The sequence below is a fragment of the Hyphomicrobium sp. genome, assembly GCF_036780825.1.
Classification (GTDB): domain Bacteria; phylum Pseudomonadota; class Alphaproteobacteria; order Rhizobiales; family Hyphomicrobiaceae; genus Hyphomicrobium_C.
Map to the genome: position 1 here is coordinate 110,053 of NZ_DAIQCD010000002.1, position 24,558 is coordinate 134,610.

19 protein-coding genes and 1 tRNA gene are annotated in these 24,558 nt (G+C 61.3%); 14 read left to right on the top strand and 6 right to left on the bottom strand.

From position 1 onward, the window contains the following. Positions 1–16: 16 nt before the first annotated feature. The 4 genes from V7P99_RS01700 (at position 17) to V7P99_RS01715 (ending at position 2,142) form a co-directional block, all read left to right on the top strand. Positions 17–547 (top strand): SRPBCC family protein, encoded by a 531-nt coding sequence (locus V7P99_RS01700; protein ID WP_333793091.1) that lies wholly within the window; start codon positions 17–19, stop codon positions 545–547. Positions 548–561: 14 nt separating this feature from the next. Further along, positions 562–1,524, top strand: a complete 963-nt coding sequence (locus V7P99_RS01705) for a YncE family protein (protein WP_333793092.1) — start codon at positions 562–564, stop codon at positions 1,522–1,524. A 29-nt stretch (positions 1,525–1,553) separates the two neighbouring features. Beyond that, a complete protein-coding gene (locus V7P99_RS01710; RefSeq protein WP_333793093.1) occupies positions 1,554–1,889 on the top strand; it encodes a hypothetical protein in 336 nt (111 codons plus the stop codon). A gap of 176 nt (positions 1,890–2,065) precedes the next feature. Beyond that, a tRNA-His gene (locus V7P99_RS01715) sits at positions 2,066–2,142 on the top strand. A 255-nt stretch (positions 2,143–2,397) separates the two neighbouring features. On the opposite strand, the gene V7P99_RS01720 is transcribed toward V7P99_RS01715, so the two are convergent. Together V7P99_RS01720 and V7P99_RS01725 are read right to left on the bottom strand one after the other, a co-directional pair. Beyond that, positions 2,398–2,904, bottom strand: coding sequence for a DUF2938 domain-containing protein (locus V7P99_RS01720; protein WP_333793094.1), 507 nt, complete (start codon positions 2,902–2,904; stop codon positions 2,398–2,400). Positions 2,905–2,991: 87 nt separating this feature from the next. Beyond that, complete coding sequence (locus V7P99_RS01725; RefSeq protein WP_333793095.1) at positions 2,992–3,939, bottom strand: homocysteine S-methyltransferase family protein; 948 nt, start codon at positions 3,937–3,939, stop codon at positions 2,992–2,994. Between the two features lie 542 nt (positions 3,940–4,481). Here V7P99_RS01725 and V7P99_RS01730 point away from each other — a divergent pair. Then, positions 4,482–4,949 (top strand): Lrp/AsnC family transcriptional regulator, encoded by a 468-nt coding sequence (locus tag V7P99_RS01730; RefSeq protein WP_333793096.1) that lies wholly within the window; start codon positions 4,482–4,484, stop codon positions 4,947–4,949. Between the two features lie 138 nt (positions 4,950–5,087). Here the strand turns inward: V7P99_RS01730 and V7P99_RS01735 are convergent, their stop codons facing one another. Beyond that, positions 5,088–7,205: a HAMP domain-containing methyl-accepting chemotaxis protein gene (locus tag V7P99_RS01735; protein ID WP_333793097.1), complete on the bottom strand. Its 2,118-nt coding sequence runs from the start codon at positions 7,203–7,205 to the stop codon at positions 5,088–5,090. Between the two features lie 634 nt (positions 7,206–7,839). On the opposite strand from V7P99_RS01735, the gene V7P99_RS01740 reads away from it, so the two are divergent. Together V7P99_RS01740 and V7P99_RS01745 are read left to right on the top strand one after the other, a co-directional pair. Continuing rightward, entirely contained in the window at positions 7,840–8,202 is a 363-nt protein-coding gene (locus V7P99_RS01740) for a DUF2946 family protein (protein ID WP_333793098.1), read from the top strand. A 333-nt stretch (positions 8,203–8,535) separates the two neighbouring features. Next, entirely contained in the window at positions 8,536–10,581 is a 2,046-nt protein-coding gene (locus V7P99_RS01745) for a TonB-dependent receptor (protein WP_333793099.1), read from the top strand. Between the two features lie 119 nt (positions 10,582–10,700). Here V7P99_RS01745 and V7P99_RS01750 read toward each other — a convergent pair whose 3' ends face one another. From V7P99_RS01750 to V7P99_RS01760, 3 genes are read right to left on the bottom strand one after another with little or no spacing between them, the layout of a single operon-like run. Then, on the bottom strand, positions 10,701–12,149 hold the full coding sequence (locus tag V7P99_RS01750) for a ferredoxin reductase family protein (protein WP_333793100.1): 1,449 nt from the start codon (positions 12,147–12,149) through the stop codon (positions 10,701–10,703). 21 nt (positions 12,150–12,170) lie between these two features. Further along, positions 12,171–13,517, bottom strand: a complete 1,347-nt coding sequence (locus V7P99_RS01755; RefSeq protein ID WP_333793101.1) for a HAMP domain-containing sensor histidine kinase — start codon at positions 13,515–13,517, stop codon at positions 12,171–12,173. 10 nt (positions 13,518–13,527) lie between these two features. Then, positions 13,528–14,181 carry a response regulator transcription factor gene (locus V7P99_RS01760; protein WP_333793201.1) on the bottom strand — a complete coding sequence of 218 codons (654 nt, stop codon included), beginning with the start codon at positions 14,179–14,181 and terminating at the stop codon, positions 13,528–13,530. Positions 14,182–14,325: 144 nt separating this feature from the next. On the opposite strand from V7P99_RS01760, the gene V7P99_RS01765 reads away from it, so the two are divergent. The 7 genes from V7P99_RS01765 to V7P99_RS01795 all read left to right on the top strand — a co-directional run bounded on the left by V7P99_RS01765 (position 14,326) and on the right by V7P99_RS01795 (position 24,519). After that, on the top strand, positions 14,326–15,381 hold the full coding sequence (locus V7P99_RS01765; RefSeq protein ID WP_333793102.1) for an efflux RND transporter periplasmic adaptor subunit: 1,056 nt from the start codon (positions 14,326–14,328) through the stop codon (positions 15,379–15,381). A 1-nt stretch (position 15,382) separates the two neighbouring features. Then, positions 15,383–18,550: an efflux RND transporter permease subunit gene (locus tag V7P99_RS01770; protein WP_333793103.1), complete on the top strand. Its 3,168-nt coding sequence runs from the start codon at positions 15,383–15,385 to the stop codon at positions 18,548–18,550. Next, positions 18,481–18,846 carry a DUF3240 family protein gene (locus tag V7P99_RS01775; protein WP_333793104.1) on the top strand — a complete coding sequence of 122 codons (366 nt, stop codon included), beginning with the start codon at positions 18,481–18,483 and terminating at the stop codon, positions 18,844–18,846. The genes V7P99_RS01770 and V7P99_RS01775 overlap by 70 nt, the downstream gene beginning before the upstream one ends. Before the next feature lie 331 nt (positions 18,847–19,177). Continuing rightward, complete coding sequence (gene exbB / locus V7P99_RS01780) at positions 19,178–20,323, top strand: tonB-system energizer ExbB (RefSeq protein WP_333793105.1); 1,146 nt, start codon at positions 19,178–19,180, stop codon at positions 20,321–20,323. Between the two features lie 10 nt (positions 20,324–20,333). Then, positions 20,334–20,816, top strand: coding sequence for a TonB system transport protein ExbD (exbD, locus tag V7P99_RS01785; protein WP_333793106.1), 483 nt, complete (start codon positions 20,334–20,336; stop codon positions 20,814–20,816). Next, positions 20,813–21,616, top strand: a complete 804-nt coding sequence (locus tag V7P99_RS01790; RefSeq protein WP_333793107.1) for an energy transducer TonB — start codon at positions 20,813–20,815, stop codon at positions 21,614–21,616. The genes exbD and V7P99_RS01790 overlap by 4 nt, the downstream gene beginning before the upstream one ends. 452 nt (positions 21,617–22,068) lie before the next feature. Next, positions 22,069–24,519 (top strand): TonB-dependent receptor, encoded by a 2,451-nt coding sequence (locus V7P99_RS01795; protein WP_333793108.1) that lies wholly within the window; start codon positions 22,069–22,071, stop codon positions 24,517–24,519. Positions 24,520–24,558: the final 39 nt, after the last annotated feature.

Consider the following 24,558-nt stretch of genomic DNA (forward strand, 5'->3'; position numbering starts at 1 on the left):
AGCGAGGAAACTAGCAATGCTCATAGCCCGCGTAATGTGCGCCCTGGCGCTCGGCTTCGCCGTCGCGATACCGGCCTTCGCGCATGGACCGACGCCGCAGAAGGCTGAGGAAAAGATCACGATCGGCGCCCCGCCCGCGAACGTGTGGGCCGCCCTCAAGGCGTTCGGGGATGTGAGCTGGCACCCCGGGATCAAGAAGGCAGAGGCGAGTGGTGGCAACGAGGCGGGCGCCACGCGCACCATCACGTTGGAGAGCGGCGACCTCGTCGAGGGCCTCGACGAGTACAACGATGCGGAGATGTTCTACGGCTATCGCCTTTCGACGGAAGACGTCGAAGTGCTTCCGGTCAGCTTTTATTCGGCGACCATCGCCGTCGCGCCGTCGGGCGATGGCAGTGAGGTGACATGGATCAGCCGCTTCTACCGTGGCGACACGAGCAACTTCCCACCCGATCATCTGAATGACGAGGCGGCCGTGAAGGCCATGACCAGCTTCATGCAGGAAGGCCTCAAGGGCCTCAAGGCAAAGGTCGAAGGCGGCGGCTGAAGGAGACCAGGACGATGCGATCTCGCCTGCGGCTGCTCACGCTGTCCGCTGCTCTGGCAGCGCTGTTTACAAGCGATGCAGGGGCCGGCGAGCGCATTTATGTCCTGAGCCAGTCCGGCTCCGCGTTGAGCGCGTTCGAGGACGAGTCCGAAGCGGAGACGCTGTTCACGCTCGCTTTGGACAAGGCGCCGGCCGCGATGGCTCTGGCTCCGGCGTCCGCCCGGGCCTACATCACGCACCCCGATCTCGGCCAGGTCACCGTCGTCGATCTCGCAAGCCGCCGCGTTACGCAGAAGCTTCAGATCGGCGGCTCTCCCTTCGGCATCGCCGTAGCTTCGGACGGACGGATCTTCGTCGGCGACTGGAACGGTGCTCATGTTTCGATTCTCGACGCCGATGGTCGGGCCGCTCCCACGCGCGTGGCGGTCGGGCGTGCGCCGGCTCATCTGCTTCTGTCACCTGACGAAAGCCTCCTTTTCGTTGCCAATCGCGAAAGCGACGACGTGAGCGTCGTCCGTACGGATGATCTCACGGTCGCAGCCACCATTCCCGTGGGGCGCGCGCCGTTTGCATTGGCGCTCTCGCCCGACGCGGCGCGCCTCTACGTTGCCAACGTGCAGGCTGGCACCGTCTCCGTGATCGATACGGGGAAGCGGGAGGTCATCGAGACGTGGGCGAGCGGCGGCGCCATGCCCTACGGCGCGGCGGTGACGCCCGATGGTTCGCGTCTCGTCGTCACGAACCAGCAGGCAGGCACGCTCTCCATCCTTGACAGGAGCGGCGCGCCGTCTCCCTCGGTACGGGTCGGCGGCTACCCCGAAGGTGTCACCATCGGTGCCGGCGGCCGGCGGGCCTACGTCGCCAACTGGTTTTCCGACGACATTTCCGTGGTCGATCTCGAACGGGGGCGGGAGATCCATCGCATCAAATGCGCGGGCGGCCCGCGGGGGATTGTCATTGGAGCGCGGCTGCCATGAGAAGCAGCCGTCGAAAGGGAGCATAGGGCATGCGGATTGGAGCGGGTTTGCTGGGTGCCGCGACAGGATTTCTGGTGACCATTGCGTCGCAAGCGGGCCTCGCGGCCGGAAAATACTGCGGCGACCCGCTCGAGAGCGGCCTTTCCTCGGGCGCGACGCAGGAGGAGGCGCACGCAGCGGCTCAGCAATGGTGGTCGTCTCGCGCCGGAGCCCTCGGCCGCGGCTACCAGGACTGGGACAACGCCGATAAACGGGCCATGGAGTGCCGCCAGGACGGCCGTGGCGTCTTTCATTGCCGCGCTTCGGGCCGCCCGTGCCTGCCGCCGGGAACCCTGCCCGACAACCTTCCAAAAATCGATATGTGAGGATGGGTTGCGGCCTCGATGCTATCCCGGCTTGAAGGTTTGCGCTACGATGGATATGAGGATTGCAGGCAGCGGTGCGAGCTTCTATAAGGCGCCTCTGACCGCCCGTATGCAGCCGGTGGACAGGACCTCCTCTGAGTTCCGTTCTTCGCCGGGCCGGCCGCAATAATTGGTAAGCCGCCTTAGCTCAGCTGGTTAGAGCGCTAGATTGTGGATCTAGAGGTCCCCCGTTCGATCCGGGGAGGCGGTACCATCCCATGCAGCCGCGGCGTACTTCATTTGTTCTTGATTCGGCATCTTCGCGAGATTGCCCTCGATGCTCAGCGGCATCTGTCCCAACGGCGTTGGGGCGACCTTATGCGCCACGGCGCACATCGCTTCGCATCACGTCATATTCGTACGAAGCCCCTAGAGTGCTTCCGGAAAAGTGGGAACCGGTTTTCCGATAAGAAGCACGACCGGACAAAAACTTAGAGCCCTTCCCGATTCTACTTAAACCGGAACGGCTCTACACTGCCGTCGGCCATAGATGCGCCAGTGCTTCCCCGGCGAGATACATCCCGAGCCCGAAAACCGAGTGGGACACGACGCTCTTGATGCGTGTGATTGCAGGCTTTGACGTCTTGGAGCCGGAGAAGCCCATTCCCATACTCGGCATCATCAGAAAATATGGAGCGACCAAGAGCACCCAAGACAAGACGAGCGGCGGAAGGATCGTCGGCTCCGTCAGCCATGCGGATCCCCAAAGCGCGAGAAGAAGAAGGCCATATCCGATGCCGATCACGTAATGCGCAATCCACCCGATTGCGTGCTCCCCCTTCACGGATTCCGCTTCGCTCATCGATGTGTGGTGGAATTTGCCGCGGGGTATATGGCCGAGCCATCGGCCGACCATCGCCCAGTTGGTCGCCGGGATGTTCCATACGCGGGCAAGGAATAGCGCCCAGACATCCAGAAGAACGGTTCCGGCGATGCCAATGAGCGCGCCTTTGATGAGCGTGGCAGTATCGATCATAGAGTTGTTCTCTTGCTATAGCGGTATGGACTCATAGGTCCTGCGGTTCGACGACTCGACTGATGATGGGCGCAAGCCGCCCGCGCATCAGGCCAAGGTCTCTTTGCCGGTCAGTTTGCTTGCCAGGGCCTCGATGTGCTTACCCTCTGTACCGCAGCAGCCGCCAAGGACACGCAGGCTGAACCGGCTCGCCAGCCTTGCGATGCGATCCGCGAACTCCTCCGCCGGTTCGGTCACCAGCACTTCGCTGTTATCCAACTCTTCCACCTCGGCGTCGGCGGTGTTGGCCTGGAAAGTCAGGATGCGCCGACAGGCCTCGGGGCGAGTGGTTGCGACCGCTTCCAGCGCCGTCTCCAGCACCCGAGCATGGACACAGTTGATGGAGAAGCCGATTGGAGGACGGGCGGCATCCGCGTCGATCCGATCCATGGCCTGAACAAGTGGTGTTCCGTCGAGCACGACGCCGGTGCGGCGAATGACGAAGCTGATGACATAAGGCCGATCCGTTTCTGCCATCGCATCGGCGACCCCCAGGGCCTCTTCAACGTTAGGGGCCGTCGCCAAATGCAAAAAGTCGATCCCCGCAGATGCGAGCGCAAGAATTTGCGGGCGATGAAAGTCGGCGGCAGAACGTCGGTCGAGACCGTCCTCGGGTTTGTAAGCGTCACCCGAGGGGCCAACGAGCCCGCCAATGAAAATTGGAGAGCCCTCTCCAAGGGAGGCGCGCAGCTCGTTCAAGAAGCGGGCATTATCCTGGTTGACGGCCCGCCCCTTGAAACGCGAGGCGTCAATCGCACGCTGGGAACATCGCCAAGTGTCGGTGAACGCGAGGATCGGAAGCCGCGCCTCTCGCGCCAAACTCAGGTAGTTAGTATGGATCTCGGCCAATCGGCCGCGGGCTTTTGCATCGTAGACGAAGCCACCGTTGAGGATGTGCGAATCGAGGGCGAGATCAGGGTCGCGCCTGACGCGCTCAAGCACGGCTCCTTCCGTTATTGCTCGGCTGCCGCCAGCGACGAACTGGGAAAAGTTCATATCCGCCTCAATGATGGGATCTGCCGGAGAGCCAGAACGTCCGTTCGAAGTTCAGCGATGTCGTCGATCGTCGCCTCCGGATTCATGAGTGCAAGCCGAAGCCACCGCTTTCCCAAAGCCTCCGCGGTCGAGATATAAAAAGCGCCATCGTGCGTCAGCCGCTTGCGGACGGAGAGCTGCAACTCATCTGTGCCCTGAAGCCTGACGCAAACGATGTTGGTTTGTGGCTGGACAGCGACCTCGATACCGGGAGTCGCGCGGAGCAGGTCGGCAGCCGCCTGCGCGAGATCGGTTTGCCGTTCGATAACACTGGCGATGGCGCCCGCCGCTGTGCGCCACGGCCTTCGCGGGTCGCTGCTCGTTCAGCATAAGCCTGCAGCGCTGTGACCGTCATTGCGGCTTCATCTCGAAAGCTCATCCCACATCCTTCCCGCTCGACGCAAAGGTCCCACGAAAGGACGGAGCATGTCCTCGCGTTCTGGACAGGGAATGCAGGCTACCGTAGTTGTTTTCACTCAATTCCACGGCAAGAAAAGTGGATTATGCCAATATCCCTCGACGAGATCGATCTGAAGATCCTGAGCGCACTGCAGGCTGACGGACGCATGACCAACGCCGATCTGGCCGATCGGATCGGACTGTCGGCCACCCCCTGCTTGAGGCGCGTGAAGGCCCTGGAGCAGGCGGGCGCAATCACGGGATATCGCGCGCTGCTCGACCGGGCCAAGGTCGGCTTGGGGCTTACCGTCATGGTCGGCGTCAAGGTAGACGGTCACCGAGATGAGAATGCGAGAGTGATTCAGGCGGCTTTCATTGAGATGCCGGAGGTTGTCGCCTGCCACCTCTTGTCCGGGGAAACCGATTTTCTGCTTGAGGTTGTCGTGCCGGATCTGGCCCACTATGAGCAGTTCTTGTTAGGCAAACTGCTTCTGCTGCCGATGGTCAAAGACATTCGCAGCAATATCGTGATCCGCACCGTGAAGGAGACAGCGCCGTTGTCGTTGAGGTAGTCGCGGCAGCAGGTATCACGGCAGATGTAAATTCGAGATCCAAAGCCCATCCGCAGCCAAGCGTGCAATCATCGTGTCAGCAGGCCAGATCTGACCCCAGAGCAATCCGGGGTCAGATGCTAAGCCTGAAGTTCGCGTTTAAGCAGCTCTGACCGTGGCCAGGAAGCGGTTTACCTCGGCCCGGAGTTGCTCCGATTGTTCAGATAGATTTCCCGCGGCAGTCAGAACCTGGCTGGACGCTGCACTCGAACTCTCCGCTGCCTGGTGAACGCCAGCTATGTTGGCCGTCACCTCTGTAGTACCGTTGGCCGCCTCGTGAACGTTGCGCGTAATCTCATCGGTCGCAGCGCTCTGCTCGGTTACAGCCGCAGCGATGGCCGATGCAATGCCGTTCATATCCCCGACGGTCTTGCTGATCACCGATATACTCTTCGCGGCGTGCTCCGTGGACGCCTGCAACGTGCCGATCTGCGATGCAATCTCTGCCGTTGCCCTGGTCGTCTGTTCAGCTAGTGCCTTCACCTCCTGAGCGACCACCGAGAAACCTTTGCCCGCTTCTCCTGCCCGCGCCGCCTCCACGGTCGCATTCAAGGCCAGAAGATTAGTTTGGCGAGCGATATTGCTGATCAACTCGACGATCATTCCGATTTTATTCGCGCCATCGGAAAGCTCTGTCACTTGGACGTCGGTACGACGTGCTTCTTCAGCTGCCTGCTCGGCAATTCGTGTGGACTCATCGATCTGGCGGCTGATCTCCCGCACAGAGCCGGACAGTTCCTCCGCCGCTGCAGCAACACCGCGGACATTCGTAGCTGCCTGTTCAGATGCTGCCGCCACGACTGTTGATTGCGTCGACGTTTCCTCGGACGAAGCCGACAGAGTTTGCGCTGCCACGAGCAGTTCAGTAGCTGCGTCGGAAACAGTCTGCACCACGGAGCCGATGGCTTGCTCGAAATTGTCGGCCAGCTCAAGAACTGCGCGGCGGCGCTCGATCTCGGCTGCGGCCTTCTGTGCTTCCGCCTCCTCTTCGAGCTTGCGTGTGCGGATCAGGTTGTCCTTGAAGACCTGGACGGCACTCGCCATAGAGCCGATTTCATCCTTGCGCCCGAGGTGGGGAATTTCCACCGAGGTCTCGCCGTCAGCCAGAACCTTCATGGTTTGCGTCATGGCCCGGATGGGTGGAGCGATCTTCCTTGTTGTGAAAAGGGTGATGGCTGCAGCACCCACAAGCCCCACGACAAGAAGAAGCCACTGCATCGAATTCAGGAACGCCGTTTCACGGGCGATGTTGGCGGAGTCGGCCAGCAGCATCTCCTGCTGATCGCCCTTGATGCCGCCCGAGCGTGATCCATTCGCCCCTCTCGCGCCGATCATAAGATCGAGGATCTTATCCGCGCGTGACGCCGCCTCGGTTGCAAGGAGATATGCCGGGCGGTTCCAATCGGGCGCTTCGCGAGCAGCAATAATGCGAGCCGTAATGGCCGGGAATTCGGCGTGAGCCATCGTGAACGTTGCGAATGCGCTCTCTTGCGTCGAAGATAACGCCGCACTCTGGCTTGAGAGCATCCCCAGGGCGGCGGAGAAGAGTTCCAAAGTCTGCTGGAACTCCTCTTTCGAGGTAGCATCCCCTGTGAGAAGAAACGTCCGGAGATGGGCGGCAGCGGAGGTGAGGTTGCCGCGCACGTCAGCCATGGTCTTGAGCAGCCGCTTGCGCTCATAGTCAGCGCCCAGACTCTCCTCCTCATTGATCATATTCGTGATCTCATAAAGCATGGTGGCGAGACGGGGCGTTGCATCTTCCGACAGGAGTTTCGTTGCCGGAAACGCATCATCCGTGAAGGCGACGCGCATAATCTGTTCGTGGACGTCCTTGAACTCTTGCAGGGTTGTCTTCGCTTCGGCCCATCGTTCTCTGTTAGCCGGATTAGTAAAGCGCGCGGCTTGCTGATCGAATGCTTTGGATGTCGCGTCGAGATCTTCCCACGCCGCATTGAAATTCGCCTTCATCGCGGCGTTTCCTGTGAGGAGATACCCGCGCAAAGTGGCCAGCGTCGAGAGTACGCGTCCCTCGAGCTCAGTGCTCAATATCGAAACCGGCATTCTCAGGTTAGTCATCCGCTCCACTGTCGTCGATAAACCGGACACGATCACAAACGTAGTGCCGACGGCGATGGTCAGAATTGCGGTAATTAAAGAAAATCCAGCGCCAAGGCGATAACCAATCGAGAGTGTTGGAAAAGGAATCTTGTTGAGCATGTCGATCTCCAATGATCGGGTGGCTCGCGCGAGACTCATGGTCAATGATAAAAATTGAATTAAATTGCAGAAAGTGTGCATTTAAACATGCTTTTATCTTGGCTTTTGAGATTTGGTGTGTGTTTGTATTTTTAATACTTTATTTCTCAGGTAAAAACACTAGTGACAACAAGGGGTTGTCAGCGCTGAAGCATGGCGATGACTAGGCTCAAGGTTCCCAAAGTGTCGTGATTTTTCGTGCGTTGCAGGTGCGCATGTGCGGCTGCGTTGTATTCGAATTGTTTTCGATTTTGGCAGGCTAACGGCGGGTAGTCGCAGTGGCGATTGTCAATTTTGATATTTGTCAAATTTGATAAAACAATGCGGCAAAAGTATTGTTTCGCGTGGTTTCGCTTGGAGCTCTGTGTGGGTTGGAGTCTGAATTGGCGCTATGGTGTTTCCCCCGGGCAGGTGGATCTCTCGTTGCCCCGAATGGCGGTCAATTCCGATGTTTTGTGATCTATGTCAATGAAGTCGTGCCGCTTCTGTTACAGGTCATTGCGCTGTGAAGCATCGCGATGTTATTCGGCTTGTTTTCGAGTTTCGAGCAGGGCTAGAGCTTGGCTGATCTGTCTGGACGGTACGGCCTTCGAGCATGCGCCAACGACTAACCTGCCTCATGCTGCTTGCGCTATTGGTGCGCGCACTGGTCCCTGCCGGATTTATGCTTGCGCCGGTGACAGCGGCATCCATCGGCTTCACGGTGGTGATCTGCACGGAGCATGGGCCGCAGGAGATTGTTCTCGACGAGGGTGAGACCGATCCGCGGCAACCCCAGCCATCCCATGAAACATGTCCGTTCGCGCTTTCGGCTCTGCTCGGCCTCGCGAGCGAGGCGACGGTACTGTCAGCCGCTGTCGAATATGCCTCCGTTACCTATGCGTCGGCGCGGCTTCTGTTCAGTCTGACACTTCAGCCCGGCGCCGCATCGGCCCGCGGCCCCCCTGCATTGGCCTGACCTCTCTCCTCGTCCGGGCCTGCCCCGGGCTCATCGTCCAGGTCTTTCCAGGGAATTGTCACCATGCTCTGCTTGCTTCGCGTAACGCGGGCGAAGGCGGTTCTGCTTTCGTCGACCGCACTCGGCTCTCTTATGGCCACATGTCCGCCAGCGGCGGCTCAAGAGGCCGAAAGCCTGCCGGAAATCACAGTCGTTCAGCCGGCGCCATCCAAGGCAAAAATCAAGGCAGCAAAATCATCCCCGCGCGCTCAGGAAGCCGGCGCTCAATCCGTCGGCGAACCCTCTTCGGCTGTTGCTACGGACGATGTGGCAGCCACAGCGGACGATCAGACGATGGTCGACACCAGCGCCGGTAAGCTCGCCGCTCCGCTCTCATCGATGGCAATCGGCCGGCGCGAGATCCAATCGCGAATTCCCCAGTCGAGCGACACTGCCGAGCTCCTGCGGCATGCGCCTGGCGTCAGCATTTTTAAAGCCGGTGGCGTGTCCGGCCTCCCAGTCATCAACGGGCTCAATGACGATCGCGTGAAGGTGCTGCTGAACGGGATGGTCGTCGCGTCGGCCTGCGGTAACCACATGAACCCGCCGCTCTCCTACGCGGACCCATCACAAATTGCATATGTGGAGGTGCTGGCCGGCGTGACACCAGTGTCGAAAGGCGGCGACAGCCTCGGCGGAACGGTACTGGTCGAAACCCTACCGCCGCACTTTGCGGGAGCCGGCGAGAGCGTCCACACGGCGGGCAGCGTCACCGCGTTCTATCGCAGCAACGGAGATGGCGTGGGGACGTCGGCGACTGCACATGCGGCAAGTCACAACGTCAGCGTGAACTATGCCGGAGCATGGACGCGCTCCGGCAATTATGAGGACGGTCGTGGCGCCGAGGTCATGTCGTCCGAGTACGAGGCGCAGAACCACTCCGTTCAGCTCGCCGTCCGTAACGGTGAAGATCTCTTCGTTATCCAGGGCGGCGTCCAGTACATCCCGGCTCAGGGCTATGTGAACCAGGCCATGGATATGGTCGAGAACGAGGCTTGGTTCTTGAACTCTCGCTATGTCGGAACGTTCGCCTGGGGGAAGCTCGAGGCTAAGGCCTTCTACCAGAACACCGCGCACAAGATGAACTTCCTCGACGACAAGAAGTATGCCTCGACCCCGCCCAGGGATATGCCGATGAACACAAAGGGCGAAGATGCGGGGTACTCGGTGAGGGCCGAGATCGCGCTGACCGACCGTGACGTGGTGCACATCGGCAACGAGTTTTACCACCAGGGGCTCGATGATTGGTGGCCGCCCGTTGCAGGGCGGACGATGATGAGTCCCGATACCTTCTGGAACATCAACGACGGCACGCGCGACCGCCTCGGCACCTTCGTCGAGTGGGAACGCCGCTGGGACCGCGCATGGTCGACCCTGCTCGGCGCGCGCAATGACATGGTGTGGATGGATACCGGCAAGGTCGCGCCCTATAGCACCGCGAATTGCCTCGGCATGGGGTGCATGATGCCGAACCCCGATGCCGCCGCCGCGGTGGCATTCAATTCCCGGGACCATGCACGTACGGACGCCAATTTCGATGTGACGGCGCTTGCGAGATACGAGCCGTCGATCTCGGAAAGCTATGAGGTCGGATACGCACGAAAAACGCGGTCGCCAAATCTCTATGAGCGTTACACGTGGGGTGTCGGTGGCATGGCCATGCGCATGATCGGATGGTTCGGTGACCTCAACGGCTATGTCGGCGATCCCGAGCTTGATCCGGAGGTCGCGCATACGGTGAGCTTCACGGCCGGCTGGAGCAGCGGCCCGGCAAAGGACTGGGAGCTCAAGGTAACGCCATACTACACCTTCGTGGAGGACTATATCGGCGTCGAGAAACTGAGCGGCGGATCGACCGGAACGGTCTATCTCCAGTTCGCCAATCATGATGCCGAGCTCTATGGCGTCAACATCTCGGGCAGCCTTCTGCTCGCGGACTCAAGCCAGCTCGGCCGCTTTGCCCTGATAGGATCGGCCGGCTACGTACGCGGTGAGAATGCCGACACAGGCATCAGCCTCTATCATATGATGCCGCTGCACGGCACGCTCGCGCTGATCCACTCTGTGGGGCCCTGGACGAGTGCGATCGAGCTTTATGCCGTTGCGGGGAAGCACAACGTCGATACGGTGCGCAACGAGTTGCAAACCGGCGGCTACACCCTCGTCAATCTGCGGAGCAGTTACGAGTGGGACAACCTTCGGCTCGATGCCGGAGTGAAGAACGTCTTCGATACGTATTTCGAAGATCCACTTGGCGGTCACTACTACTGGGCTTCGCCGCGAGGCAACGTGCCCGGCGAAGGACGCTCGTTCAATGTTGGGCTGACCGTGAGCTTCTGAAACGCTTCCATCGGAGCTCGACGATGTCGAGCTCCGATGGAGACAGCCGATTGACCTTGACGGACGACCACTCTCGAATGGTCCGATAAGCGTCAGGCAGGAGGCACGCGGCTCTCTGTTTATCGTACGCTGAAAGCTGCCATCGCTGCGATGATTGCCGCCAGTATCAGCAACGCTTGATTGCGACGCCTCTTGTCGAGCCGGCTCTTGCCAGCGCCGAAGTCAAATCGTTCGTATAGGATGGAGTTCCCAGGAATACCGGCCGCGAGAAGTGCATCGGTAGCCACCTCCATCATTCCGGGCGGGCCACAGACGAGTGCAACCGCTCCTTGGGGATCGATGCCCTCGACGAGATCACGCACGTGGCGCGAGTTCAGCGGTCCGGTCCCGGTTTGGTTTTCGCGATGGCCTTCATCGACCAAGCAACGAATGGAGAGATCGAGCTTCGATTGCAATTCGCGCAGCCGATCGAGGCAAATCAAATCTTCTTGTTGTCGTGCCGCAAAGAGAAGCCGGTAGGGCCTTGGATCGCCGCGGGCCGCAGCGTCCTCAATGGCGCCGAGAAGCGGCGCGATGCCGACGCCGCCAGCCAGCAGTAATACCGGAGCTTTATCCGAAGGTACGATAAAACTGCCGTGTGGGCCGTCAATAGCGACGCGGGTGCCCGGTGCCGTGCGCTCGTAGGAGCGCGTGCAATCGCCAACCTCGTTGATCACGAGCCGCAAGTGGGGAAGCTCGGCGGGAGCTGATGCGATCGAGAAGGGATGATCGTGGAAGGGCGGCCGATGGGGCGCGAGTGTCATCCAAACGAACTGACCTGCGCGGAAGCGAAGCTGGGTGGTCACGGGCCCGAGCAGGATCATTTCGACGGTCCGCTCGCCGAGCCTCCGCACCTGCTCGACACGCCAATCCTCGCGCCACATGCGCCAGGGCCTCACCACGTAAACGAGAACGATCGCCGCCATGGCGCCGACGGCATATAGGATCCAGAGATAGCGCAGCGGCGCCTGAGAGCTATAGGCACCGGTTGTCAGGGCGTGATGCAGGACCAGGCCCGCCACGAGAATGGCCAGCGGCCCATGGAACATACGCCAGAACTCGTAGCGCATGTAGGGGCGTGTGCGCAGCGCGGCCAGGAAGACAATGATAATCAAGCCGGCCAGCGCGACCACGCCACTGCGCAAACGCGGACTGGATGCCATGGCCATGAGCCGGTTCCACGCCGCGACCGGATCGGCGAGCGCGGTATTTGCCAGGTAACTCAAGGGATGAAGTATTGCGAAGGCGAGCAGAGCGTAGGCCGCGATGCGGTGAAATCCCATCGTGCGGTCGATACCGATGCGGCCAGAGATGCTCTCGTAGCGGCCTGAGCTCCAGAATTGCAGAAACAAGAGGGCGGCAGCGGTCAACCCGAGCGCCGTCGCAAACTCGGCAGACGTGCGTCCCAACTGCATCCCGGTGCTTAGGGCTGCTATGAGCGGCAGCAAAGCCGCCACGATGAAAAGCAACGCCACGACGAGGCCGGGGAAACCCGAAGGCCTTACAGAGTGCGCTCGTGACTTGGCCATAGGGCAATCCTTCTGCTGGCCTTATTGCGTAGCTTTCGGAAGCTCGAGATAGGCTGCGAGCCCACCGTATGTTGATGAGCCGAGGCGGACATCGCCGCCGTAAAGCCTCGCCAGATCGCGCACGATCGCCATCCCGAGACCCGATCCTGGCTTCTGGCTGTCCCATCTCTCGCCGACGTTGAACACGATCTCGTAGGCCTCCGGTGGAAGGCCGGCGCCATCATCCTCCACGGCTACCGTGACACGATCCTGCTGCAATGGCTGCGCTAACGATATGCCGACGCGTTTGCGTGCATGCTTGCATGCATTGTCGACCAGGTTGGCAATCATCTCGTTCAGGTCTTGCGCATCACACGCTACCGAGACGGACGGCGGAATATTGGTTTCAATCGATATGGGGCGCGCCTTGTGGAGGCGGCTCAACGCGCTCGTGACCTCGAGCGCCGCCTTTTGCACGGAGGCAACCATGCCCGGTGCCGAGCGCATGGCCACCGCTCGCGCACGGGTGATCTGGTAATCGATCTGAGTTTGCATTTTTCGGCATTGATCGAGAATAATCGCAGCCGATTGGTGAAGCCCCTTCTCTTTGATCTGATACGCTTCGTCGGTTAGCACAGCGAGCGGCGTCTTCAGGCCATGCGCAACGTTTCCGGCCTGAATTCTAGCGCGTCCGATAAGCTCGGCGGTGGACTTGAGGAGCGTATTGAGATCATCCACCAGCGGTTGAACCTCTCTCGGAAAGGTTCCGCCTACCTCCGTCGATTGCCCTGACCTCACGGTACCGAGGGCGGTCCGGAGCTGGTCGAACGGGCGCATGGCGTAGAGAATGAGCAGCGCCGAGGCGGCGATCATGAGCGCGGCGAACGCCGCCAAGGTATATCCGAGCATGCTGTCGAAGCTGTGCAGGACATCATCGAGGTGGCGCTTATCGGTGCCGATGACAAAGCGCACGGGCGTTCCGGAGGGATCAATCCATTTTGCCTGCTCAAGGACCATCAGCGTCCCTGTTGGGCCGGCGATCGAATAGGAATGAATGTATGTGTTCGTTGGAGGATCCGCGGGAATATCCAACGCAGGGCCGTCGAGCGACTTTGAGCGTGCGATGATGCTGCCGTTTCTTTGGATCTCCCAGTAGAAACCGGATTCCGGCACATCGTAACGCGGGTCGCTCAGGTCGCGCTGCAAGATGGCTCCGTCAGGCGAGATTTCAGCAAGGCGCCGCAATTCGTCGAGGTGAACATGGAGCTCGTCATTGAATTGAACGGTGACGAGCTCCCGGAATATCGCAGACAGCAGGAAGCCGCCGACGATCATCCCGGCGACGATCCAGATCGATGCGACCACGATCAGCCTGCGTTTGAGGCTCATGGTATCCTCGCTAGTCCATGCGGTAGCCGAGGCCTCGCACGGTCGTAATGACCTCAGCGCCGAGTTTGCGGCGCAGTCGGCTGACATAGACCTCGATGGTATTGGACTCGCGGCTCTCATCGATGGTGTAGAGGTGCTCGACCAGGTCGGCTTGCGGAATGATGCGTCCGATGCGGTGCATGAAGTAATTGAGCATTCTGAGCTCGCGGGCCGTTAGCTCCACGGGCTCGCCGTCGAGCGTAACGCGACCGGCTGCGGTATCGAGCACGACGCGCCCATGGGTAAGCAGAGCGCTGGCGTGCCCGGATGTCCTTCGGATCAGTGCTTTAAGGCGTGCGACGATCTCCGGAATATGGAATGGCTTCGAGATGTAGTCGTCGGCACCGGCGTTGAGGCCATCGACCTTCTCTGACCATGTGCCTCGCGCGGTCAGGATCAGCACCGGAAGCGCCCGGCCTTCCCGGCGCCAGCGCCGCAGCACATCGAGCCCTTCCATTTCAGGAAGGCCCAAGTCGAGAATCGCCGCATCGAAATCGTCGCTGGCGCCCATGGCATAGCCGTCGGCGCCATTATCCGCGCGCTCCACCGCGAACCCGGCCAGCGTCAGCCCGGCGATAATGCGCCGGGCGATCTCGTCGTCATCTTCGACCAGAAGGATATGAATTGTCCGCCTCCGTAATAGCGGTCGCGGTTGTGCATGGATGACCTGAAAGCAAGCTGAAAAGGTTTATGGGGCCCAGCCCATTCAGGTTGCGTTCAGCTCGGCACGGCACACCGCATCTGTCGTTGACAGAAAAAAGGTTTCGCCGTGGCCCGTCGCATCCCAATTGGCACGCTCGCTCTGGTAGCCCTCTTCGGCTCCGCATCGATCGCCAGTGCCCAGAGACTGACGCTCAGCCCTGAGCAGGTCGAGCGCATGGAGATCAAGCTGGCCGAGGTCAAAAGTGCCGACACGGAGGCCGTCGCCGTGCTTCCGGGCACCATCGTACCAGCCCTCAACGCGCGTCTCGTCGCGGCTGCGTCGTTTGCGGGGTCTGTCATCCGTGTCTTTGTGCTTCCCGGACAAACCGTTGCCAAGGGTGCGCCGCTGGCCGTTATTGAAAGCCGGGATCTGCTCGATGCATTGAGCCAGCTCAAACAAGCCGAAGCCGAGCTCCAGATCGCCGAGGCGGTGGCGGCCAGAAAACGCGATCTCGCGAATAAGGGCATCGCAAACGCTCTGGTGGCGGACGAGGCCGAGGCCCAGGTGATCAAAATCGGCGCGGTTCTCGAGCAGCATAAGCGGACGCTCTCGCTTGGCGGCCTCCGCGTCGGCGAAGGCGGGCAATATACCATTGTGGCGCCGGAATCCGGCGTCGTGATCGACACCCAGGCGACGCCGGGCGCGACGCTTGCGGCCATGGCGCCGGCGATAACCATCGCGACGCGCCCCGAAGTGTGGGTCGAGGCGCAGGTTCCGGCAGAGCTGGTGACGCGTATTCGCCCTGGCGATGCGGTCCAGGTTATGGACGGCCCTCAAGGAGCGGTGATCTCGATCAGCGGCTCGCTCGACCGTACGACCCGGTCTGCGTTGATGCTCGCTTCCATCCCCGCCGGATCCGGGCTTCTTCCCGGCCAGATGGTTACGCTCAGCCTTCTGCGCCCGACCGAGACGGGCGGATTGGACGTGCCCGCAGCAGCTGTTGCGTGGATTGGCAAGTCGCATGTGATGTTTGTGCGGAGCGACGCCGGTTTCACGCTCACGCCCGTGACGGTTCGCGGAAGGTCGCCGTTACGGGCAACGGTTGCCGGCGACGTGCGTCCTGGTCAGGAAGTTGCCGCAAACGGTCTTCCGCAGCTCGAAGCCATGCTTTCGGGGGAATGACGTGCTTCGCAGGCTGGTCGGATTTTCGCTCACGCAGCGCACCTTCACACTGCTCTTTTCAGCATTCGTCGCTGCGCTCGGCGGCTATGCGTATAGCCAACTTCCTATAGATGCCTTCCCGGACATCTCGCCCGTTCAGGTCAAGATGATCCTGAAGGCGCCCGGGATGACGCCAGAGGAGGTCGAGACGCGCGTGATCACGCCGATCGAGCTCGAGCTGCTCGGCATTCCGCACCAAACTATCCTGCGCTCGATGGCCAAGTACGCCGTCGCCGACATCACGCTCGATTTTGAGGATGACACGAATATCTATTGGGCGCGCCAGCAGGTGGCGGAGCGCCTCGCCGGCATACGGGACGAGCTGCCCGCAAGCGTCACAGGCGGGCTAGCGCCAGTTTCGACACCGCTGTCGGATGTGTTCATGTTCACCATCGAGGGTGGCGATCTCTCGCTTGAGGAGAGACGCACCTTGCTCGACTGGACGATCCGTCCGGCCCTGCGCACCATTCCGGGTGTGGCCGATGTCAATGCGCTTGGCGGCTTTGTGCGTACGTTCGAGGTCATCCCTGACAGCGCGGCGCTTGCCATTGCCGGGCTCGGGGTATCGGACGTGATCGACGCCATAGGAAAGGGCAACCGGAACGACGGTGCCGGCCGCCTCGGCGATGGGGAGAAGGCCATCGTCGTGCGCGCAGAGGGTGCGATCCAGACCCCGCATGATCTGACCCAGGTCGTTCTGAAGATGGACGGGCCGCGCGTTCTGCGCCTCGGGGATGTGGCGACGGTTCGGATCGGCAGCCTCACCCGCTATGGCGCCGTCACCAGGGACGGCAAAGGCGAAGCCGTGCAGGGGCTCGTGCTTTCGCTGCGCGGCGCCGATGCCAGTGCTCTGGTTACCGCCATCAAGGCGCGGCTTCAGGAGTTGCAGCCGGGCCTTCCGGATGGTGTCCGCCTGGAGGTTTTCTACGATCGCTCGGACTTGATCCAGCGCGCGGTCGGAACCGTCCGAGAGTCGCTCATGGAAGCGACGGTCCTCGTCGTCGTTCTGCTGCTTGCGTTCCTGGGAAATCTGAGAGCGGCGCTGGTCGTTGCCGTGACGCTGCCATTCGCCGCGCTCGTAACCTTCGCCATGATGCGCGTCTTTGGCATGTCGGCGAACCTCATGAGCCTAGGCGGATTGGCGATCGCCATCGGCTTGATCGTCGACGCGGCCGTCGTGGTCGTGGAGAATGCCGTCGAACATCTCCAGCAGGATGCGAACGATGCTCGCGTTCCGTTCCTGCACAAGATCTATCAAGCTGCGAGCGAAGTGGCGACGCCGGTTGCCTCGGGCATTCTCATCATCTGCCTCGTCTTTCTTCCGCTTCTGTCGCTGCAAGGCCTCGAAGGAAAGTTGTTTGCGCCCGTCGCTCTCACCATCGTCTTTGCGCTGAGCGCGTCGCTCGTGATCTCGTTGACGCTGACCCCGGTGCTTTCCTCCTTCCTACTGCGGAGCGGGCAGCACAGAGAGCCGCTTCTTATGCGTGTCCTCAATCGGGGGTATCGTGCGCTGCTCTCTGCGGCGCTGCGGTTCACGCTGCCAGTCTACGCGCTGGCGTTAACCGGCCTTGCTCTGACTGTGATTGCCTATGTCGCCATTGGAAAGTCGTTCATGCCGACCATGGACGAGGGATCGGTGATCATGCAGGTCACCAAGCTGCCCTCGATCAATCTCGAAGCGAGCATCGGGGGAGACCTTCTGATCCAGCGCACGCTCAAGGAGCGTGTGCCGGAGATTGAAAGCATTGTCGCCCGTGTGGGATCCGACGAACTCGGCCTTGATCCGATGGGCCTCAACGAGACAGACGCGTTCCTGGTTCTAAAACCGAAAGAACAATGGCGCGTGCCGGATAAGGACTGGCTCATCGCCTCGCTGCGGGATGCCATGGCTGATCTGCCTGGTTTCGAGTTCGCCTTCACCCAGCCGATCGAGATGCGCACGGCAGAAATGCTGACAGGTGCGCGCGGTGATCTTGCCATCAAGGTGTTCGGACCGGATCTCGAGACGCTATCCGAATTGGCCGGGCAGATACAAGCGGTGCTCGGGACAGTGCCGGGCGCCGCCGAAGTGTCGACCGTTGCGAATGATACGGTGGACTATCTGCAGATCGACATCGATCGGATGACGTCCGGCCGTACTGGTCTTTCGGTCACGGATGTCCAGGACGAACTGCGAGCCCTGCTCGAAGGCGCCTCCGCCGGGATCGTCGCTGAGGCTGGCCGCCGCACGAACATCGTCATCCGCGGGCCTAAGGTCGTCCGCGACACACCGGAGCTCTTTGCACGAACGCAGCTCGCGGCTGGAGATGGCGGACTGGTGCGTGTCGGCGATATCGCGAAGCTCAGCCGTGAGGCTGGGCCGGTCAAGATTGATCGTGAGAATGCGTCGCGCTTTGCGATCATCCAAGCGTATGTCGCGGGCCGCGACCTCGTGGGGTTCGTCGACGATGCTCAGAGGTTGGTAAACGAGAAAGTTGTGCTGCCTCCGGGGTATCGCTTGGTGTGGGGAGGCCAGTTCGAGAACCAGCGGCGTGCGGCGGCGCGGCTTGCCATTGTCGTACCGATGGCAATAAGCCTGATCTTTGGCGTCCTCCTTGCAACTCTGCGCTCGCTCCGCCAGACGCTTCTGATCCTCGCCAATGTGCCGTTCGCGCTGGTCGGCGGCATGCTGGCACTCTGGATCTCGGGTGCCTATCTGTCGGTTCCGGCATCTGTTGGATTTATCGCTCTGCTCGGCATTGCGGTGCTCAACGGCCTCGTGCTGGTCAGCTATTTCAATCAGCTTTTGGCAGAGGGCGTTCCGCTTGAAAAAGCCATTCTCGAAGGGGCGGCGCGCCGGTTGCGCCCCGTTCTGATGACGGCAGGTATCGCCGCTCTTGGCCTTGTCCCGCTTCTGTTTGCCACCGGTCCGGGCTCGGAAATTCAGAAGCCGCTTGCGATCGTCGTCATCGGCGGCCTGATCACCTCGACGATGCTGACGCTCCTGCTTCTTCCCATCCTGTTTCGGCGCTTTGGTGTCGGCTCGTCTCCCGGCCAGCCGAAAGATCTACGGAGGCCCATATGGATCAATCCCTATGCAAGCTCACCCTCGTCGCTCCAGCAAAAGGATCGGACCGTATCGTCGAGCTGATCCTCGCGGCTGAGCCACCTGTCGGCGGCTTCACATCGTGGCCGGCCGAAGGGCATGGCCATGGTTTTGAGAAGGCCAGCGTCGCCGAGCGTGTCCGCGGCCGCGTGAAACGGACCGTTCTGGTCGCCGTTCTTCCGCGCGCGCGTGCGGCTGATCTGCTCGAGACGATTATGATCCCCACCGCCATTCCACATTTGAGCTACTGGATCGAGCCGGTCGAAAGTTTTGGCCAAATCGGCTTGCCGGAGGAGGCAAGCGCATTTCAGCCGGATCCCGCGGAAATGTCGGCACCCTAGCTCCCAGCCAGCACTTACGTTGATTTCGCGACTTGCCGGCGCCGGGGGCCGCAAGTCCCAATAGACCAGCCTTCGATAGTTGGTGACACAAGCCTCGGGATGTGAAAAAGGAGGGGTCCGCCTCATCATTGCTGCGCAGGCCGCAGCGCGCGACAGTATTCCACAGGCTCATCTGATGAAGCCTGGGGCATGCGTGCACGACTAATATTGACAGGACGAGTATAGTTTAATTTATGTCCTTGGAAATCTTTGTCACTCGCGCGGGTCCGTAAAAGCCATGACACTTTGTTCGCCGAACGGTTCAGGACGTAGCAACCGGAGAGCCCGCCCCGTGCGCGCAGCCGCCGCTTTGCTCATCGCCGCGAGCACGGCTTGGTCCCCCGTTCTGGCGCAAGAGCAAATCCCGGCGCCCGCCGTGACGACCCCTGCGGCACCGGACACGCTGCTCGAGAGCGATCCGGCCCGGGCGGAGCGCCCGTCATTCGGTGAGACGATGCCCGCGATGACGGTGACCGAAGAGCCCGCCGCGACCCCACCGGCGGCTCCCGCAGAAGACCCCGGGCTGCGGCCCGCTTCCGAAGCGGCGCCTTCCGAGACCGCTCCCGCAGATACGACATCGCCTCTGACCCCGGCCCAGCCAACGCCGGCGGGGACGTCTTCCGGGCATCCCTTCGAGCCGTCTTCGGAGCAGAATGGCGATCCGGCCTCGGCGCCCTTCTCCACCTCGCTCGATGGGTCGGATGAGGAGGACACGACGACTGCCCCGGCTGCGGACGTGTCCCATCTCCCGCGCGACCTCTCGCCCTGGGGAATGTTTCTTGCCGCCGACATTGTCGTGAAGGCGGTGATGATCGGCTTGGCCTTCGCGTCCGTCGTCACGTGGACGGTCTGGCTGGCCAAGTCGCTGGAGTTGGCATGGGCGAAGCGCCGGCTTACGCGATCGTTCGCCACCATTCACGCCTCGCTCACCCTGACGGAGGCTGCTCAGCGCCTCAGCCGGCAGAAAGGCGTCGTCTCGGGTTTGATCGACCTTGCCGTCATGGAGCTGGGGCTTTCTTCAGATGTATCGGACAAAGCCGGCATCAAGGAGCGTGTGAGCTCGCGGCTGGACGGCCTTGCGGCTGCAGCGGGCCGCGATATGAATCGTGGAACCGGCGTTCTCGCCACTATCGGTTCGACATCCCCCTTCGTTGGCCTTTTCGGCACCGTCTGGGGCATCATGAACAGCTTTATCGGCATCTCCGAAGCCCAGACCACCAACCTCGCGATTGTCGCGCCGGGCATTGCCGAAGCCCTGCTCGCGACCGCCCTCGGCCTCGTCGCGGCCATCCCGGCCGTCATCATTTACAACCACTTTGCGCGTCAGATCGGCGGCTATCGGGCCATGATCGCTGAGGCTTCGGCAGAGGTCATGCGCCTCGTATCCCGCGATCTCGACCGCGGCATCAAAATTGCGCAGCCACGCGCCGCAGAGTGAGGGCAGGTCCATGGCAGGCAAGCTCGACGATGATGATCTGGCTGATAATCATGAGATCAACGTCACGCCATTCATCGACGTGATGCTGGTGCTGCTGATCATCTTCATGGTGGCGGCGCCGCTCTCGACTGTGGACGTTCCCGTCGACCTGCCGGTCGCCAGCGCCAAGCCCAAGCAGCGCCCGCAGAAGCCGCTGTTCCTCACTGTAAAATCCGACCTGACGCTGGCGTTCGGCAACGACACCGTCATGCGCGGCGAGCTTGCAGGCACGCTGGACGGAGTCACGGGATCGGATCGCCAGCAGCGCATTTTTTTGCGCGCAGATAAGACAGTTCCCTACGGCGAGCTGATGGTCGTGATGAACCTCTTGCGCGCCGCCGGCTACCTCAAGGTCGCCCTCGTCGGTCTTGAGGATGCGCCTCTTGCAAATCCTGCCGTTCCAGGTCAACAATCACCTGCACCATCTGGGACGGGACCGGGCACGAGTCCATGATCAACACGTTCGAGCTGCTGGAATCCTCCTGGCGAGGCTGGCACCGCTGGATCGGTGCCGGTTTGCTCGTGCTGACGCTGCATGTCGGCGGGGCCGCGGCGGCGCTCTGGCAATGGGAGAGCGAGGAGTTCGACGAAGAGCCGGAAGGCGCAATGATGGTCGAGCTCGCGCCGATGCCGATCGCGCCGGCCGAGGAGCGGATCAATCTGGCGCCGGGCCCCCTGTCCGAAGATTCCGTTCCGGTTCCCCCGAGCGAGGAGGTGAAAGAAACCTCGCCGGACGAGTTGCTTCCCGCCGTCGAGGAGGCGCCCCTTGCTCCGGAGCCCGAGGTGGCGCTGGAGAAGGTGAAGCCGGTCGAGGAAAAGGAAGAGGAAGAAGAGAAGAAGCCCCAGGAAGAGATCCAGGCTCAGACGGTCGCTTCCATTGCCAGCGCGCCGCCGCCCATCGAGGCGGCAGAAAAAGGGCCGAAGCCGGCCGCGCCACGCCAGGGCGCCTCGCGCAAGCCCAATCAGGCTGAGCTGTCCTGGCAGCGCGCGCTCAACCTGCATCTCAGCAAGCATAAGCGCTATCCGGGAGAAGCGCGCAGCCGCCGCATCCAGGGCGTCGTGACGGTGAGCTTCTCGGTCGATCGCGAAGGCCGCGTGAAGAGCGCACGCATGGTGCGGGGATCCGGCTCACCTCTGCTCGACGAGGAAGCCCTGAAGATGCTGTCGCGCGCGAGCCCGATTCCGCCGCCGCCGGAAATGCCGGCTGGCGGAGAGCGCGACTTCACCATGCCGATCCAGTTCAACATCCGCTGAAGCCCCTGATCGCTTGCGATTCGCCCGTCTTGCCGAAGGCGAGCGAAAACGTTTGCCGAAGGCTGACAAATAACAGCCTTCTGGCAAGACTCGGACGAGCGCCTCGCGCCAAAACCGAAGTGCGGCTTGCATGCCATGTTCGAAGCATATCCACACGTTCTTCGAACTGAGAGCGTCGGCTTGACGGCGCTTCAAAACGCTTCAGAATCAGCGTTGATTCCACATTTTTCCGCTCTCTACGGCGGATTTCTTCACTGTGGCAGAAATGTTGTCCCCAGCGGGCGAAACGGTGCCGTGCAGCGCGGGATAACTTGACAAGAAAAGTTATGTAAGCAGACTCCGCGCAGTCACGCGAGTGCGTTCACAGACGTATCTTTACGGTAGCCAGGCCACCTAAGACCAAGCCCCCGTGCGTCGTGACATATCAGTCTCTATTGGGGGAGAATGCCGATATGTGTGTGGGGGAAGACGCGTCCTGCGGCCGTACGCCTGCTGGGTTTGCTGGCGATAGTGCGACGCTGAGCGCCATGTCGCTCGGCCTAGTTTCGATGATGGCGGCGACGGGTGCGTCCGCGCAGCAGGCCGCTGAGCCGGCGACGGATTTGCCGCCGCTCGAGGTCACGGCCAAGAAGGCCGCGAAGAAGAAAACCGTAGCCAAGAAAGCGCCCGCTCCGGCCAGCTCGCCGGCCCCGATGGCGTTCGAGCCGGATGCGGCTGATCAGGAACTGGCTGAGCCGGCCTTCGGCGATGGCACGGCTCTCACGCCCTCGACCGGCAACACGCTGCAATCCGGCACCGGTCTCGGCCGTCTGCAGGGCACGCTCCAGAGCACGCCGCAGACCGTCAACGTCGTTTCGCAACGTGAGATGAAAGAGCGGGGCGTCAATACTCTTGACCAGGCGCTGCGCAGCGTTCCCGGCGTCACCGTCAACATCGGCGAAGGCGGCGGTGGCATGAACGGCGACCAGTTCCGCATCCGCGGCTTTCAGGCCAAGGGCGACATGTACGTCGACGGCTTGCGCGACTTTGGCGTCTACGTGCGCGACAGTTTTGCCCTCGAGCAGGTTGAGGTTTTCAAGGGCCCCTCGTCCGAGAGCTTCGGCATGGGCACGACGGGCGGCGCCATCAACCTCACGCAGAAGACCGCCCACTTGGGTGACTCTTACAATTTCGAGGCGTCCATCGGCACCGACGACTACTACCGGGCCATGGTCGACATCAACAAGCAGATCAACGCCACCACGGCCGCCCGCGCCGTTGCGCTCTATCACGACCAGGATTTCGCAGACCGCGATCATCTCTACAGCGAGCGCTTCGGTTTCCTCGGCTCGTTGGGCTTCGGCCTCGGCACAGACACGAAGCTCACCGTCAACTATTTCCATCAGGATGGCGAGCGCCTGCCGGACTTCGGCGTGCCGATCGTCGATCCTGACGGCGCTGCAGGCTCCATCAAGGGAAAGCCCGTAACGGAGTTCGGCGTTCCTCGCACGAACTTCTATGGCAAGGAGACTGACAAGGACGATTACAGCGTCGACATGGTCACCGCCCGCCTCACCAGCAAGGTGAATGACTGGCTCACGATTCATAACGACACGCGCATCGCCTGGTACGAACGCTATTTCGCGCAGACCGTGCCAAACTGTCCCGGCAGCGGCGATGACCCGTCGACCTGTCTGGGAAGCGTCGTTGCCGGCACGTTCGATATCGAGCACGGCTTTGGCGGCCCTGCGGGCTTCGATCAAGAGACCTGGGGCGCACAGAATATCACGACGGCTGTTGCCAAGTTCAATACGGGTGTTCTGCGTCATGAGCTTGTCGCGGGTATCGACGTCTTCTATCAGGAGGACGATCGCACGCAGCTCATGAACGTCGGTACCAAGAATGCTGGGACCATCGGAAATCCGATTTTCCGGGCCTCGGGCTACACGGTCCAGCACAATCCGCTGAGCTTGAAATCCGCCGAGTCCGACAACATCGGTCTGTTCGCGAGCGACCGGGTTTGGCTGACGGATACCTTCTCGATCCTCGGCGGTATTCGCTGGGACCGCTACTCGGCCGAGTATCAGGCGACGGATACGACGACGGGCTCCTGGACCGGCGGAACGGCGGTGGATACCGATACGACCTCCGAGTTCACGAGTCCCAAGCTTAGCGTGATCTGGGAGCCGACCAAGTATCAGACTTACTACGCGTCCTGGGCAAAGTCGTTCTCCCCGGTCGGGCAGTTCATCACCAACGACAACGCGTCCATCCCTACCACTGTGGGACAGAACCTGGCTGATCCCGAGGAGAACGAGCTGTGGGAAGTCGGAACCAAGCTCAGCACGCCTGACGGCAGACTCGGCCTGACCGCGGCGCTGTTCCGCGTCGAAAAGGGCAATTCGACCTACCCCGACGCGGCCGGCGATACCGTTGTCACCGGTGAAAAACAGCGCGTGCAGGGTGTTGAGCTCGGCGTCACCGGAAGCATTACCGATGCCTGGATCGTGCAGGCTGCCTACGCCTATTTCGACAGCGAGATCCTGTATAACCCGGCTACGACGGGCAACAATCCGGTTGCAGAAAACGCGAACAAGGGTAACCGGGTCTCATTCGTCCCCGAGCACTCGTTCTCCCTTTGGACGACCTACGAGATTTCGAAGCACTTGCCGGTCGATGGCAAGATCCTCCTCGGCGGCGGCGTAACGTATGCCGATGGGTATTACGTCAACTCGGGGAACACGGCGGAGGTCCCGTCGAACTTCACGCTCGACGCCATGGCCTCCTACGAGCGGGACGGCTGGCGCTTCGCGCTCAACGGCTACAACCTGACCGACGAGTTGAATTACGATGCAGCTTTCGCAAACCGCGCCGTTGTAGCGCCTGGCCGCAGTGCCGTGTTCACGATCGGCAAGAGATTCTAGAGTGCTTCCGGAAAAGTGGGCACTGGTTTCTCGAAGAGA

What these genes read in the sequence shown, in the direction of transcription:
- V7P99_RS01725 (WP_333793095.1), bottom strand. Translation starts at nt 3,939, where the DNA reads ATGAACTTTTCCCAGTTCGTCGCTGGCGGCAGCCGAGCAATAACGGAA.
- V7P99_RS01730 (WP_333793096.1), top strand. Translation starts at nt 4,482, where the DNA reads ATGCCAATATCCCTCGACGAGATCGATCTGAAGATCCTGAGCGCACTG.
- V7P99_RS01705 (WP_333793092.1), top strand. Translation starts at nt 562, where the DNA reads ATGCGATCTCGCCTGCGGCTGCTCACGCTGTCCGCTGCTCTGGCAGCG.
- V7P99_RS01750 (WP_333793100.1), bottom strand. Translation starts at nt 12,149, where the DNA reads ATGGCCAAGTCACGAGCGCACTCTGTAAGGCCTTCGGGTTTCCCCGGC.
- V7P99_RS01755 (WP_333793101.1), bottom strand. Translation starts at nt 13,517, where the DNA reads ATGAGCCTCAAACGCAGGCTGATCGTGGTCGCATCGATCTGGATCGTC.
- V7P99_RS01745 (WP_333793099.1), top strand. Translation starts at nt 8,536, where the DNA reads ATGGTCGACACCAGCGCCGGTAAGCTCGCCGCTCCGCTCTCATCGATG.
- exbD (WP_333793106.1), top strand. Translation starts at nt 20,334, where the DNA reads ATGGCAGGCAAGCTCGACGATGATGATCTGGCTGATAATCATGAGATC.
- V7P99_RS01795 (WP_333793108.1), top strand. Translation starts at nt 22,069, where the DNA reads ATGTGTGTGGGGGAAGACGCGTCCTGCGGCCGTACGCCTGCTGGGTTT.
- V7P99_RS01775 (WP_333793104.1), top strand. Translation starts at nt 18,481, where the DNA reads ATGGATCAATCCCTATGCAAGCTCACCCTCGTCGCTCCAGCAAAAGGA.
- V7P99_RS01700 (WP_333793091.1), top strand. Translation starts at nt 17, where the DNA reads ATGCTCATAGCCCGCGTAATGTGCGCCCTGGCGCTCGGCTTCGCCGTC.
- V7P99_RS01720 (WP_333793094.1), bottom strand. Translation starts at nt 2,904, where the DNA reads ATGATCGATACTGCCACGCTCATCAAAGGCGCGCTCATTGGCATCGCC.
- V7P99_RS01740 (WP_333793098.1), top strand. Translation starts at nt 7,840, where the DNA reads ATGCGCCAACGACTAACCTGCCTCATGCTGCTTGCGCTATTGGTGCGC.
- V7P99_RS01790 (WP_333793107.1), top strand. Translation starts at nt 20,813, where the DNA reads ATGATCAACACGTTCGAGCTGCTGGAATCCTCCTGGCGAGGCTGGCAC.
- V7P99_RS01710 (WP_333793093.1), top strand. Translation starts at nt 1,554, where the DNA reads ATGCGGATTGGAGCGGGTTTGCTGGGTGCCGCGACAGGATTTCTGGTG.
- V7P99_RS01735 (WP_333793097.1), bottom strand. Translation starts at nt 7,205, where the DNA reads ATGCTCAACAAGATTCCTTTTCCAACACTCTCGATTGGTTATCGCCTT.